Here is a 13,400-nt window from a genome sequence, read left to right as displayed (position 1 = left end):
ATCTCTGGTGATCCCCCATGCCGCTCGCCGAACCGACAGATTCAATCAAGCCTGGGGATGCGAGCCCACCAACCCGCATCGTGATGCGTCGACCAGATGATTGGCATGTCCACCTCAGGGACGGACCCATGCTGGCGGCGGTGGCGAACTTCACCGCGCAGCAGTTTGCCCGCGCGATTGTCATGCCCAATCTGGACCCGCCAGTCACAACGGTCGCCGCGGCCGAGGCTTACAGGTCGCGAATCATGGCGGCGATCAGGCCCGGACTGTCCTTTACCCCCCTGATGACCTGCTATCTGACCGATGGCATCGATCCGGCAGAGGTCAAGGCGGGCTTTGCCAAGGGGGTGTTCACGGCCTGCAAGCTCTATCCCGCCCATGCCACAACCAACTCCCATCATGGGGTGACAGATGTGCAGAACATCTACCCCGTCCTGGAGGTCATGCAGAGCATCGGCATGCCATTGCTGTTGCATGGCGAGGTGACTGAGCAGCACGTCGACATCTTCGATCGTGAAGCCGTTTTTATCGATCGCATATTGTCAAAGTTGATACGCGATTTCCCTGCGCTAAAGATCGTTTTTGAACACATTACGACCGAGGAGGCCGCGACCTTTGTTGCCGAGGGACCGGCAACCTTGGCGGCCACCATCACGCCCCACCACCTCGACTTCAATCGCAACGCCATGTTTGAGGGCGGCATCCGCCCGCACTTCTATTGTCTCCCCGTCGCCAAACGCGAGCATCATCGATTGGCCTTGCGCAAAGCCGCCACATCGGGGTCCGCGAAATTCTTCCTGGGCACCGACTCGGCCCCGCACGCGGCGACTGACAAGGAGTCGGCTTGCGGTTGCGCGGGGATCTTCAGCGCGTCCCATGCGCTCGAAAGCTACGCGAAGGTCTTCGAGGAAGAGGGGGCCCTGGACAAGCTTGAGGCCTTCGCCTCTGAAAACGGACCTCGGTTCTATGGGCTTGCCCTCAACGAGGATCAGATCGTGCTGGAGCGCGTCGTTCAATCGGTCCCAGACCGCCTCAGCTTGGCCGCAGCCGATATCGTCCCCTTTCATGCAGGCTCCATGCTGAACTGGCGGCTGGCCCGATAGGCGAGACAGGCCAGGGCCGAGGCAGAGCGTGCAAGTCCCGCTCTGCACGGCACCTGACTGAGGCGGTAGCCCTGGAGGAACAGGCCAGATCTGGGGCGCGCTGACGGGCTCGCGGGCGGTCAGGTGCCACATGGACCGCTCCAGCCTGGCAACTGCGACTCGCGTTTGAAGCCGTCGCGCAAGGTCAAAGGCCCTGCAGAACTAGATTCGCCCTGACAGCGGGGTTTTTTCCGGCATGCTTGGCAAAGCCAGGCACCTATCCGCCTGAAATACGGCCAAAATTGCTGCCGAACGCCTTTTTTGCGGCGGGTGTGGCGGGAACGTGACAGGGCGGTGACGCGCCCAGGTTTTCAACGCCGCGTGCAAAATAGTCTATTGATATTAATAGGTTTTTTCCATGACCTGTAGAAGGTGCGGTACACGTTTTGACGTATCAGCGCTTTTTATGTTTACCGACCGTTTATAACTGACGTAACCGTCATCTATTCTCATTGTTTTTAAGCACAAGCGTCAAACCCTAGGGTTGATTTATTATCCCTTAGAGCCTCTTTACGCCGCTTCGGATCATTGTTGATCCAAGCTGCTGTTTAAATTCAAAGGGGAAACGTGTGAGGAGTTCTAAATACTTGTCGACGGTCTCGACCACGGCTGTCGCCCTCGCCCTCAGCCTCGTGGCGGGTCAGGCTTCTGCTCAGACCATGGTCGAAGAGATCGTCGTCACCGGGTCGTTCATTGCCGGGACGCCTGAGGACGCCGCCCTGCCGGTGGATGTGATCAGTGCCGCGGACCTGGAAAAGCAGGGCTCGCCCTCGACCACCGAACTGATCAAGTCACTGACCATCAGCGGCCCAGTGCTTGGCGACTCCAACCAGTTCTCGACCTCGGCCCAGGGGGCCATCGGCGCGGGTTCGATCAATATGCGTGGCCTGGGGCCCCAGCGGACCCTGGTGCTGTTCAATGGCCGCCGCTTCACCTCGACCGACCCGCTCACCGGCGTCGACACTAACCTGATCCCTACCGCGGCCATCGGTCGTGTTGAGCTGCTGAAGGATGGCGCGGCAGCCACCTACGGCTCGGACGCCATCGGCGGCGTGATCAACTTCATTACCAAGAAGACCTTCGAAGGCTTCGAGGTGTCCGGCGAGTACCGTTACGTGGACGGCTCGGACGGCGAGTACAATATGAGCGCCGCCTGGGGCTGGCAGGGTGAACGCGGCAGCGCCTTCATCGCGGCAGGCTATCAGCACCGCTCAGAACTCGACACCCTGGACCGTGACTGGGCCTATCAGGACTACACCGCCAACCCGAGCGGCTGGTCGTTCCTGTCAAATCCGGGCTTCTATGTGGCCCGCCTCGGCGTTGACCTGCCCACCATCCCGGGCGTTCCTGACCCCAACCACGGTGACGCCGTCGGCTCGATCCGCGAAAGCTCCTGCGGTGCCGTTGGCGGCTATCAGGGGGTGTTCCAGTCGGGCGCCAGCCAGCTTCCCGCCTGCTATTACACCTATGTGCCCTTCGCCAATCTGATCGAAGAAACCGACCGCTACCAGTTGTACGGGGAACTGAACTTCGAGCTGAACGACACCACCGAGTTCTTCCTCGAGGGCATGTATTCCAAGACCGACGTTCCCAACATTGGCTACTCGCCGTCCTATCCCCCGACCCAAGGGCCGTTCGGCCCGGGCAGCACCCAGTATTTTGCGCCCAAGTCGAACCCCTATGTGCAGGCCTTCGTGGCCGCCAACCCGCAGATCTTCGCCTCGGCAGGTGCAGCTGGTGCCTATGCGGCCGTGCCGACGTCTGGTCTGCAGCTGACCCTGTGGCGGCCGTTCGCCAGCGGCGGCAACCCCGCCTTTGGCTATGACGGTCAAAAGGGCGAGCGCTCCTATGAGCTGTTCCGCATCGCCACCGGCCTGAAGGGCGAGTTCGACATCGCTGGCGGTATCGGCTGGGATCTGGCCTTCACCTACGCGCGCAATCAGGCCTACGGCAACACCCGTGACATCCTGATCAGCCGTCTGGACAGCGCCCTGCGCGGTCTGGGTGGACCGGGCTGCACCGGCACGACCCCTGGTGCCAATGGCTGCGAGTGGCTGAACCCGTTCTCCACGGCCTATCCGGGCAATCCGCAGCTTGGGGCCGTGAACCCTAACTACAACCCGGCCCAGGCCAATAGCCCAGCGCTCGCCCGCTGGCTCTATGACGAGCAGATCGGCGAAACCACCAACGAGATGTACGTCGTCGACCTGGTGTTCAACGGCTCCACCGGCTTTGAACTGCCCGGCGGTGTGGTGAACTGGGCGGCCGGCGCCCAATGGCGGGCCTCCGAACAGACCCGTCGTCTGGGCAGCAACTTCTATGACCGCGCCATTACCCCCTGCCCGGTCCCAGGCGTCACCAACTGTGCGATCCAGACCGGCCCTTACATGTTCCTGGGCCAGTCGCAGCCCTACTATGTGGACGAGTCGATCTACGCGGTGTTCGGTGAAATGAACCTGCCGATCCTCGACAACCTCAACGCCGCTGTGGCGCTGCGGTTTGAGGACTATGGCGGTGAGACCGGGTCGACCACCAATCCGAAGCTCTCCCTCAAGTGGGACGCCAACGACTGGTTCTCCATGCGCGGCTCGGTGGGCACCACCTTCCGTGGCCCAACTCCGACCGACCGGGCTCCCGGCGGTGCAACAGGTCTGTCGGGCATCCAGGCAGCAGGCAATGCCTTCAAGTCGGTGGACGCCTTCGGCAACAGCGCCATCGGCCCGGAAAAGGCCCTGACCTTCAGCGTCGGTGCCCTGGCGGACTTCGGCGACTTCCGCGCCATGGTCGACTATTGGAGCATTGAGCTCGAGGACCAGATCGTCCGGGTGCCGGCCAATGTGGTCGCCAACCGGGTCGGCAACGGCCCGGGCAATGGTGCCCAGTTCGTCAACTGTGCCGATCCGCTGCGCAGCCTGGTGACCTTCTCCAACAACAACGCCTGCGTTCAGGGCTTGACCATGGGGTCGGACATCTCGCGGGTGCGTTCGGACCTGGTCAACGGCCCTGATCTGACCACTTCGGGCATCGACGCCACCCTGGACTATTCCTATCCGGAAGACGTCTTCGGCGGGCAGGTCAGCCTGAGCGGTACGGTCAGCTACGTGCTGGAGTACGAGCAAGGCGCCTTCGTCGTGAATGGTGTGACGGTGGCCCCGGCTTACGAGGCCGTTGGCTTTGCCAACTATGACCGCTTGCCCGGGACCATTCCGGAGTGGCGTGGCGCTTTCTATGCTGAGTACGACAATGGCCCGCACAGCGTCCGCGCCACGGTCAATCACATTGCTGGCGTCACGGACAACCGTGGCCCGACCGTGATCAACACCGGCTTCTCGCCAGTGGCCTGCACGGTGGCCAATGCGGCCTCCACCACCGGCTGCCAGCTGGTGAACTTCGGGCTGGAAGTGGATCCGTTCACGACCCTGGACCTCACCTACCGGGTGTTCCTGCCGTGGGATACGACGCTCACCGCCTCGATCCTCAATCTGACCGACGCTGATCCTTCCGCCTCGCGGATCGAGTATTCGTATGATCCGGCGATCGGCAATGTGTACGGCCGTAACTTCAAGATCGGTCTGCGCAAGAAGTTCTAAGCCCGGCCCCTGGCCTGGCTGTCCAAGCCAGGTCGGGGCGCTGACTTGGCGCCCGTTGAAAACGACTTAAGGGGCGGCCTTGCGGGGCCGCCCCTTTTTTCATGTCAGTGTCTGAATGACCCTGGAACTAAGGTCTAGTCGGGACGACCGCGAAGGGTCTCGTTCAGGGTGAGACTGGCCTCCATCCGCGCCAACTGCTCGGCCGTGGCCTCGGGCTGGGCAGCCTTCCAGGCCGAATACGGCATGCCATAGATGGCTTGCCGCGCCCCTTCGCGGTCCAGAGTCCCAGCCGACGCCTCGGTGACCCAGTCGGCCAGGCAATTGCGGCAGAACCCCGCCAGCCCCATCAGATCGACGTTCTGGGCGTCGGTCCGCATCTGCAGATGCGCCACCAGACGGCGAAAGGCCTCAGCCGCGATCTGGTCGTCGATCTTGCTCATAGCTGCCCTCGTGTGTTCGCCCATCAGGGCTCGTAGTTCAGAATGGGGGCCAGCCAGCGCTCCGCCTTGGCCAGATCCCAGCCCTTGCGGCGGGCATAGTCCTCCACCTGGTCCTTCTCGATCCGGCCAACCCCGAAATAGTGCGACTGGGGATGGGCGAAATAGAGGCCTGATACCGAGGACGGCGGCGTCATGGCGAAGCTCTCGGTGAGCTCAATACCCACCTTGTGCGTGGCGTCCAGAAGACGGAACAGGGTTTCTTTTTCGGTGTGGTCGGGCTGGGCCGGATAACCGGCAGCCGGGCGGATGCCCTGGTACTTCTCGGAGATCAGGGCGTCGATGTCGAAGGGCTCGTCAGCGGCGAAGCCCCAGAGCTCGGTGCGCACCTTGCGGTGCATGGCTTCGGCGAAGGCTTCTGCCAGACGGTCGGCCAGGGCGGCCGCCAGGATCGCATTATAGTCGTCATCGGCCGCCTTGAAGCGGGCGGCGATGGCCGCCTCCCCATGTCCGGCAGTAACCGCGAAACCGCCGATCCAGTCGGGCTTGGTCCCGATGGGGGCGATGAAGTCGGCGAGCGCCACATTGGCCCGGTCACCGGTCTTGGCGATCTGCTGACGCAGGGTGTGGAAGCGGGCGAGTTCCGTCACCCGGGCCTCATCGGCATAGACCACCACATCGTCGCCGTCGGCATTGGCGGGCCAGAAGCCCACCACCCCTTTGGCGGTGAACCACTTCTCCGCAATGATGGTCTTCAACATCTCCTGGGCGTCGGCATAGAGGTTGCGCGCGGCCTCTCCGACCACCTCGTCATCAAGGATCTGCGGGAAGCGGCCGATCAGCTGCCAGGAGGCGAAGAACGGCGTCCAGTCGATATGGGCGGCCAGGTCCTCAAGGTCCCAGGCCTCAAAGCTGCGCAGGCCGGTAAAGCTCGGCTTGGGCGGATCATAGTCGGCCCAATCGATGGAGAAGGCCTTGGCCCGGGCCTCTTCCAGGGTGGTGCGGGCGCGGTTGGTCAGCCCCCGGGCATACTGCTCGCGGACCCGCTCGTACTCGGCGGCGGTCTCGGCCTGGATGCGGACCCGTTCGGTGGGCGACAATAGCCCCGAGACCACGCCCACCGCCCGGCTGGCGTCAAGCACATAGGTGGTGGAACCGGCCTTGTAGGAGGGCGCGATCTTGACCGCCGTATGGGTCTTGGACGTGGTTGCCCCACCGATCAGCAGGGGGATGTCGAAGCCCCGCCGCTCCATCTCGGCGGCGACGAAGACCATCTCGTCCAGGGACGGGGTGATCAGGCCGGACAGGCCGATGATGTCGACCCCATGGGCCTTGGCCTCGTCCAGGATTCGGTCGGCCGGGACCATGACCCCCAGATCGATGACCTCGTAATTGTTACACTGCAGGACCACGCCGACGATGTTCTTGCCGATGTCGTGGACATCGCCCTTGACCGTAGCCATCAGGATCTTGCCGGCAGCCTCCCGGGGCTTACCCTCCTTTTCGGCCTCCATGAAGGGCATCAGATAGGCCACGGCCTGTTTCATCACCCGGGCGGACTTGACCACCTGGGGCAGGAACATCTTGCCCGAGCCGAACAGGTCGCCGACCACGTCCATGCCCGCCATCAGGGGGCCCTCGATGACATGCAAAGGACGCTCAGCCTGCTGCCGGGCCTCTTCGGTGTCGACCTCGATGAACTCGGTGATGCCCTTGACCAGGGCGTGCTTGAGGCGTTCGGCAACGTCGCCTTCCCGCCAGGCGAGGTCAGGGCCCTTGGACTCGCTCTTGCCGCCCTTGTACTTGGGCGCCAGCTCCACCAGCCGCTCGGTGTTGGAGATATTGGTCCGCTGAGCCCGATTAAGGATCACGTCCTCCACCGCCTCGCGCAGCTCAGCCGGGATCTCGTCATAGACCGGCAGGTCGCCGGCATTGACGATGCCCATGTCCATGCCCGCCTGGATGGCGTGATAGAGGAAGACCGAGTGGATCGCCCGGCGCACCGGCTCGTTGCCGCGGAACGAGAAGGAGACGTTGGACACCCCGCCCGACACCCGCGCAAAGGGCAGCTCGGCCTTGATCGCCTTGGTCGCCTCAATGAAGTCGACGGCGTAGTTGTCGTGCTCCTCGATGCCGGTGGCCACGGCGAAGATATTGGGGTCGAAGATGATGTCCTCAGGCGGGAAGCCCACATCATCCACCAGCTTGCGATAGGCGCGGGTACAGATCTCGATCTTGCGCTGGGCGGTGTCGGCCTGGCCCTGCTCATCGAAGGCCATGACCACCACGGCTGCGCCATAGCGCAGGCAGGCCTTGGCCTGCTCGACGAACTTCTCCTCGCCTTCCTTGAGGCTGATGGAGTTGACGATGGACTTTCCCTGAACGCAGCGCAGGCCGGCCTCGATCACCTCCCACTTGGAGGAATCGATCATCACCGGCACCCGGGCGATGTCAGGCTCGGCGGCCATCAGATTGAGGAAGGTGACCATGGCCTGCTGGGAGTCCAGCAAGCCCTCATCCATGTTCACATCAATGACCGAGGCACCGGCCTCCACCTGCTGGCGGGCCACCGACAGGGCCTCATTGAAGTCGCCCTCAATGATCAGTTTCTTGAACTTGGCCGACCCGGTGACGTTGGTCCGCTCGCCGATGTTGATGAAGGTGGGACGCATAGGACTCCGGTCGTCGGGTGCGCCACAGCTAAACCGCTTGGCGTCAGATGGGTTCGCTAGCCGCCCTTCTCCCGTATGGCGAAGGGCAAGCCAAGGTGTCAGGCCAGCTCAAACGGCTCCAGGCCGGCCAGCCGCAGGGCGGTGGGGCGCTCAGGCGGCTGGCGGGGGGGCATGCCACGAACCTCGTCGGCCACATGGCGGATGTGGTCGGGCGTTGTCCCGCAGCAGCCACCGAGGATGTTGACCAGTCCGCTCTTGGCCCATTCGTGGAGCTGGTGGCCTGTCTGGTGCGGGCTCTCGTCATACTCGCCCATGGCGTTGGGCAGGCCCGCATTGGGATAGGCTGAGACGAGCGTATCGGCGATCCGCGCCAGCTCAGCGATGTGAGGCCGCATCAGGTCGGCGCCAAGCGCGCAGTTCAAGCCGATGGCGAAGGGCTTGGCATGACGCACCGAGTTCCAGAAGGCCTCCACCGTCTGGCCAGACAGGGTGCGGCCGGAGCGGTCAGTGATGGTGCCGGAGATCCAGATCGGCAGGGGCTCATAGCCCTCGTCTTCCAGATCGAGGATGGCCTTGATGGCGGCCTTGCAATTGAGCGTGTCGGTAATGGTCTCGATCAGGAACAGGTCCACCCCACCGTCGTGCAGGGCGATCATCTGCTGACGATAGGCACCGTAGACCTGGTCGAAGGTGACCGTCCGGGCACCGGGATCGTTCACATCCGAGGACATGGACAGCATCCGGTTCAGCGGCCCCACCGAGCCCGCCACAAACCGCGGCTTGTCCGGTTCGTTCTGCGTAAAGCGGTCAGCCACCTGCCGGGCGATCTGCGCGCCCTGGAAGTTGATGTCATAAACCGCCTCGCCGGCCTCATAATCGGCCTGAGCGATGGTGGTGGCCGAGAAGGTGTTGGTCTCAGAGATGTCAGCGCCGGCGGCGAAATAGGCCTCGTGCAGTTCTGCGATGATGTCAGGCCTGGTCAAACAGAGGATGTCGTTGTTGCCCTTCATGTCGAGGGGGTGGTTCTTGAACCGCTCCCCGCGGAAGTCGGCTTCCTCGAGCTTGCGCTTCTGGATCATCACCCCCCAGGCACCATCGAGGATCAGGATGCGCTGTTTGGCGGCGGCCTTGAGGGCGGCAATGCGCGCGGCGCGGCCGGGATGGACCTTGGTCATGCGGCCTCCGTGGTGGGCTGGGGATCAGACTCGCGCACGCCCAGCACACGGCAGATGGCATAGACGAGGTCGGCCCGGTTGAGGGTGTAGAAGTGGAAGTCCGAGAAGCCTTCCTCGGACAGCCGGGCGCACATTTCGGTGGCCACTGAGGCCGCGACCAGTTTGCGAGTCTCCGGGTCCTCATCAAGGCCTTCGAACAGGTTGGACAGCCAGCCGGGAATGGTCACGCCAATCCGCTGGGACATGTTCGACAGGCCCTCGAAGCTGGAAACCGGCATGATCCCGGGCAGGATCGGAATGGTCACACCCGCCTTTCGGATCCTGTCGATGAACCGCAGATAGCCGTCGATATCGAAAAAGAAATTGGTGATCGCCCGGGTCGCGCCGGCGTCGATCTTGGCCTTCAGGACCTCGATGTCATGCTCCACCGACGGGCTTTCCGGATGGATCTGCGGGTAGAGCCCGACGCTGACTTCAAAGGGCGCAATGGCCCGGATGCCAGCCGTCAGCTCGGTGGCGTTCTGATAGCCATCGGCGCGGGGCGTATAGGCCCCCCCCAGGGAGCCCGGGGGATCCCCGCGCAGGGCCACGATGTGGCGGATGCCGGCTGCCCAGTAATCGCGGATCACCTCGTCGACCTCATCGCGGCTGGCTTCCACACAGGTCAGGTGGGCGGCAGGCTTGAGGGTGGTTTCCTGCAGCATCCGCACCACCGTGCGATGGGTGCGGTCGCGGGTCGAGCCCCCTGCCCCATAGGTCACCGAGACGAAGGTGGGGTTCAGCGGCTCCAGGCGGCGGATCGCCTCCCACAGGCTGGCCTCGCTCTTGGGGCCCTTAGGCGGGGAAAACTCGAAGGAGACCGAGGGGCGCTTGCTGATGCCGGCACCGGCGCGGGCCACAGGTCCCAGGGCGTTGGGGGGGACGAACGTCATGCAGCGGTCCTTTTGGCGAGCGGCGCGCGCTCGGCGGTCCAGATCTTGATGGTCAGGCCGGCGGCCTGGGTCGGCGGAAGGGCGTTGACCCTGACCTGGCTGAGGCCAGCATCCAGCAGCCAGCGCTCCATCTCCTGGTCGGAAAATCCCAGTCGGCGGTGCTGGTGCTCGTCCCGGAGATGCTCCAGCCCGTGGGGCGCGAAGTCGACGATCAGCAGACGGCCTCCGGCCTCCACCAGCCGGGCGGCCTCGCGCACCGCCGCCGCCGGTTCGCTAAGGTAATGCAGCACCTGGTGGACGACCACCAGGTCAGCGCTCGCATCAGGCAGACGGGTGCCAAAGATATCCCCATGGCGCAATTCGCAGTGATCGAGCCCGGCCTTGCCAACATGACTGCGGGCGATGTTGAGCATCTGCTGCGACAGATCCAGACCCAGGGCCTGATCGGCCTGGGGCCCCAGCAGGGTGAGCATCCGGCCGGTCCCTGAGCCCAGATCCACCAGACGGCGGAAGCGCCCGGGGCCAGCGGCCTGACAGATCGCCGCCTCCACCGCCTCATCAGCCACATAGAGGGCGCGGATCTCATCCCAGCGGGCGGCGTTGCGGGCGAAATAGGCGCCGGCCTCGGTCTCCCGCTCGTCCTGCACCCGGCTCAGACGCTCAGCGTCCCGCGCCAGAACGCTGTCTGCCGGCTCGATCAGATCGAGCACCTCGTCCACCAGCCGGCGGGCTTCCCCGGCGGTGGCCAGCCGGTAGAACACCCAGGCACCATCCGGGAACCGCTCCACGAGGCCAGCCTCGGCCAACAGCTTCAGATGGCGGGAGACCCGGGGCTGGCTCTGGTCGAGCACCCGGCAGATTTCCAGCACCGCCAGCTCCTCGTGGGCCAGCAGGGCAAGGATGCGCAGGCGCGTCGGCTCGCCAGCCGCGCGCAGCACATCGACAAGCTGCCCCGTAGAAATCGCCATGGATCACATAAAGATATCTTTATGTCGTTATGTCAACCCTTGGGCCGTCACGGCGGCCCAAGGTTGCAGTCCTTGGCTCAGGGTCTGGAGAAGGTCATGACCCCGTCGTCCAACCGACCATAGCGCAGATGCATCAAGTCCAGGGCATAGTTCTGATGCAGCTTCCACGGGGCGCGGTCACCCTGTTTGGGGAAGCGGTCGATAGACCTCTGCACATAGCCCGACGAGAAGTCCAGCCAGGGCTCCAGGCCGATGTCTGCGCCCAAATTGCGGGGGGTTGCCTGGGTCTGTCCGGTCCGCGCCATGTGATTCAGCAACCGACAGACGTACTCGCAGGTCAGGTCGCACTTCAGCGTCCAGGACGCATTGGTGTAGCCGAAGGCCGAGGCCAGATTGGGCACGTCTGAATACATCATACCCTTGTAGGACAGGGTCTTGCTCGGATCGACCGCCTGGCCGTCGACACTCAGCGCCACCCCGTTCAGCACCTCAAGGTTCAGCCCCGTGGCCGAGACCACGATGTCGGCCTCAAGGGTTCGCCCTGACCGCAAGCGAAGGCCCGACGGCGTGAAGGTCTCGATATGGTCGGTGACCACCTCGGCCTTCCCCGACTTCAGCGCCAGAAAGAGATCGGAGTCCGGCACCAGGCACAGACGCTGGTCCCAGGGGTTGTAGCTGGGGGTGAAGTGGGTCTCCACGTCGAAGTCCGGCCCCAGCTGGTCACGCACCATCTCAATGATCCGGGCCTTGACCTGCGCCGGCCGCTTGCGAGCCAGGCGGAAGAAATACATGCCAAACAAGACATTGCGCCAGCGCACGAGACTGTAGGCGAGCTTGGGCGGCAGCTTGGTCCTGAGCCAGTTGGCACCGGCGTCCTCGGCCGGGCGCGAGACGACATAGGTTGGCGAGCGCTGCAGCATGGTGACGCGCTCGGCTGTCTCGGCCATCTCCGGAACCAGGGTGACCGCCGTCGCACCCGACCCGATCACCACCACCGTCTTGCCCGCATGGTCGAGGTGCTCGGGCCAGGCCTGGGGATGCACGAGCTCCCCCTGGAAGTCGGCGACCCCCGGATAGTCGGGCATATAGCCCCCGGCGTAGCTGTAGTAGCCGCCGCACAGGAACAGGAAGCTGCAGCTCAGGGTGACGAGGGTTCCGTCGGTCTGTTGCGCCTCCACCCGCCAGGTCGAGTCTTCGCTCGACCACTCGGCCCGCAAAACCTTGTGGCCAAAGCGGATGTGCGGCTCAATCCCGTGCTCACGGGCAGTCTCGCGGACATAGTCGAGAATGGCGGGGCCATCGGCGATGGCCTTGGCCTGGGTCCAAGGCTTGAAAGCATAGCCGAGGGTGTACATGTCGCTGTCGGAGCGAACACCCGGATAGCGGAAGATGTCCCAAGTCCCGCCGATCGCCTCCCGGCCCTCCAGGATCGCATAGGTGCGGCCTGGGGATCTGGTCTGGAGATGTACGGCCGCGCCGATCCCTGACAGACCAGCACCGATGATGATCACGTCGAACCGGGACTCGGTCATGGGACGGGGCGCTTTCAAGGGACGGGGCTGAGCAGGTCCTGCCCGGCAAAGTGACGGCGGAGGTTCTCCATCGCCTGGCCGATCATCTTGGGGATCGACTCGAGGGTTCCCCCGGCCGAGTGGGGCGAAAGGACCACATTGGGCACACCGGCCCAGCGGGCGGGCGGCGTCGGTTCCTGCCAGAACACGTCCAGGGCCGCGCGACCCAGACGCTTGTCCTTCAGGGCGGCGATCAGCGCGTCCTCATCCACCACAGAACCCCGGGCCACATTGACCAGCAGGCCCCGAGGCCCCAGCGCCTCCATGACCGCCTGGGAGATCAGGCCCCGGTTGGAGGCGTCGGCCCGGCAGGCGACGATCAGGATGTCGCTGTCCTGCGCCAGGGCGACAAGGCTTTCGGCCCTGGGCCAGGTCAGATCAGGCTTGGGATTGGGGCCCCACCAGGCCACCTGCAGGCCAAAGGCCTCCACCCGGGTGGCGCAGGCCTGGCCGATGTGGCCCATGCCGACCACCCCCACCTTGCGGCCCCTCAGGGCAGGCCGGGGGCCGAGGCGATCACTGGGCGTCCAGCGGCCCTCCCGGACATGGCGGTCGCCCTCGACGATGTTGCGCCATGAGGCGATCAACAGGCCCACCGCATGGTCGGCGACATCCTCGGCGTTGAGCCCTTCGGCGTGGGTCACTTCGATGCCCCTGGCGCGGCACCAGTCCACATCCACCCCGTCATAGCCGACGCTGATATTGGCGATCAGGGCGAGCTTCGGCAGGGTGCTGAGGAATTCGGGCTCGAGCACCACTTCGCCGGCATGAGCGATGGCGGCCACCTCGCCCCGGTCAGCCTCTTCCAGGTCCCAGCGGCGCGCCACCCGGTAGCCATTGGCCTCCAGGGCAGACTGCATGGGCGCCAACATGACGTGAGACAACAGGACGACGGGCGGGGCGGTGGACATGG

Annotated in this window: 9 protein-coding genes; 2 read left to right on the top strand and 7 right to left on the bottom strand. The window is 64.3% G+C overall.

Annotation, left to right across the window (positions count from 1 at the left end):
* Positions 1-17: 17 nt before the first annotated feature.
* A complete protein-coding gene (pyrC, locus tag MH112_RS05630) occupies positions 18-1,103 on the top strand; it encodes a dihydroorotase (protein WP_296565056.1) in 1,086 nt (361 codons plus the stop codon).
* Positions 1,104-1,729: 626 nt separating this feature from the next.
* Positions 1,730-4,732: a TonB-dependent receptor gene (locus tag MH112_RS05625; protein ID WP_296565054.1), complete on the top strand. Its 3,003-nt coding sequence runs from the start codon at positions 1,730-1,732 to the stop codon at positions 4,730-4,732.
* A 134-nt stretch (positions 4,733-4,866) separates the two neighbouring features.
* Here the strand turns inward: MH112_RS05625 and MH112_RS05620 are convergent, their stop codons facing one another.
* The 7 genes from MH112_RS05620 to MH112_RS05590 all read right to left on the bottom strand — a co-directional run bounded on the left by MH112_RS05620 (position 4,867) and on the right by MH112_RS05590 (position 13,398).
* Positions 4,867-5,172 (bottom strand): DUF1244 domain-containing protein, encoded by a 306-nt coding sequence (locus MH112_RS05620; protein WP_296565053.1) that lies wholly within the window; start codon positions 5,170-5,172, stop codon positions 4,867-4,869.
* 23 nt (positions 5,173-5,195) lie between these two features.
* Positions 5,196-7,841 carry a methionine synthase gene (metH, locus tag MH112_RS05615; RefSeq protein WP_296565051.1) on the bottom strand — a complete coding sequence of 882 codons (2,646 nt, stop codon included), beginning with the start codon at positions 7,839-7,841 and terminating at the stop codon, positions 5,196-5,198.
* A 98-nt stretch (positions 7,842-7,939) separates the two neighbouring features.
* A complete protein-coding gene (locus MH112_RS05610) occupies positions 7,940-9,016 on the bottom strand; it encodes a homocysteine S-methyltransferase family protein (protein ID WP_296565048.1) in 1,077 nt (358 codons plus the stop codon).
* On the bottom strand, positions 9,013-9,948 hold the full coding sequence (gene metF / locus MH112_RS05605; RefSeq protein ID WP_296565047.1) for a methylenetetrahydrofolate reductase [NAD(P)H]: 936 nt from the start codon (positions 9,946-9,948) through the stop codon (positions 9,013-9,015). Before metF ends, MH112_RS05610 begins: the two co-directional genes overlap by 4 nt.
* A complete protein-coding gene (locus MH112_RS05600; RefSeq protein ID WP_296565044.1) occupies positions 9,945-10,916 on the bottom strand; it encodes a metalloregulator ArsR/SmtB family transcription factor in 972 nt (323 codons plus the stop codon). Before MH112_RS05600 ends, metF begins: the two co-directional genes overlap by 4 nt.
* 77 nt (positions 10,917-10,993) lie before the next feature.
* A complete protein-coding gene (locus tag MH112_RS05595; RefSeq protein ID WP_296565042.1) occupies positions 10,994-12,448 on the bottom strand; it encodes an NAD(P)/FAD-dependent oxidoreductase in 1,455 nt (484 codons plus the stop codon).
* 14 nt (positions 12,449-12,462) lie between these two features.
* Positions 12,463-13,398 carry a 2-hydroxyacid dehydrogenase gene (locus MH112_RS05590; protein WP_296565039.1) on the bottom strand — a complete coding sequence of 312 codons (936 nt, stop codon included), beginning with the start codon at positions 13,396-13,398 and terminating at the stop codon, positions 12,463-12,465.
* Positions 13,399-13,400: the final 2 nt, after the last annotated feature.

The organism is Phenylobacterium sp., from assembly GCF_022402485.1.
GTDB lineage: Bacteria > Pseudomonadota > Alphaproteobacteria > Caulobacterales > Caulobacteraceae > Phenylobacterium.
The sequence above is the reverse complement of the archived record's forward strand: the minus strand, read 5'-3'. Positions and strand labels throughout refer to the sequence as shown.